Annotated in this window: 1 protein-coding gene and 1 pseudogene; one reads left to right on the top strand and one right to left on the bottom strand. The window is 78.2% G+C overall.

The features are described from left to right. The coding region (locus ACOV8S_RS31060; protein WP_448321824.1) for a hypothetical protein at positions 1-182 on the bottom strand (182 nt) is incomplete at its 3' end. 58 nt (positions 183-240) lie between these two features. Here ACOV8S_RS31060 and ACOV8S_RS31055 point away from each other — a divergent pair. Further along, positions 241-705 (top strand): annotated as a pseudogene (locus tag ACOV8S_RS31055) (hypothetical protein); the annotation flags it as partial.

Genomic DNA, 705 nt, shown 5'->3' with positions numbered 1-705 from the left:
GCCCCGTTCCCGGACGCCCCCGCGTCCGCCCCGGCGGAGCCCGCGGACACCGGACCCCAGCGGCTCTGGCCCGAGCCCGCCGCCGCGGCCACCACCGACGCCGGGAGCCCGGGCTTCGACGCCACCCAGCGCTGGCCCGAGTTCACGCCCGCGGAGCGCACGGCGGTCGAGCGCGCGGACACCGGGCGTCCGGACACCGGGCCTGCGGGTGTCGACCCCAGGGCCGCGGAACCCACGGGCGTGGAACCCGCCGACGCGAAGCCTGCGGACACCGGGCCCACGGGTGTCGAACCCGCGGACGCGGAGCCCAAGCACGCGCAACTCGCGGACGTGGAGCCCGCGAGCGTCGGGCCTGCGGACGCCGAGCCCTCCGACACGAACCCCGCGGACGTGGAGCCCGCGAGCGTCGGGCCTGCGGACGCCGAGCCCTCCGACACGAAGCCCGCGGATGTGGAGCCCGCGGACAAGAGGCCTGCGGACCTTGAACCCGCGGACACGAAGCCTGCGGGCCTGGAGCCCGCCGACGCAAAGCCCGCGAACGTCGGACCTGCGGACACCGACCCCGCCGACACGAACGTGGAGCCCGCGGACGTCGAGCCCGCAGACACGAAGCCCGCGGATCTGGAGCCCGCCCACACGGATCCCTCCGACGCCGAGCCGGCCGACGCCGGGCCCGCGGCCGCCGCGCCCCCGGACGTCACGCAC

The sequence above is a fragment of the Streptomyces sp. CO7 genome (assembly GCF_053474865.1).
This window is presented reverse-complemented; position numbering and strand designations above follow the sequence as displayed.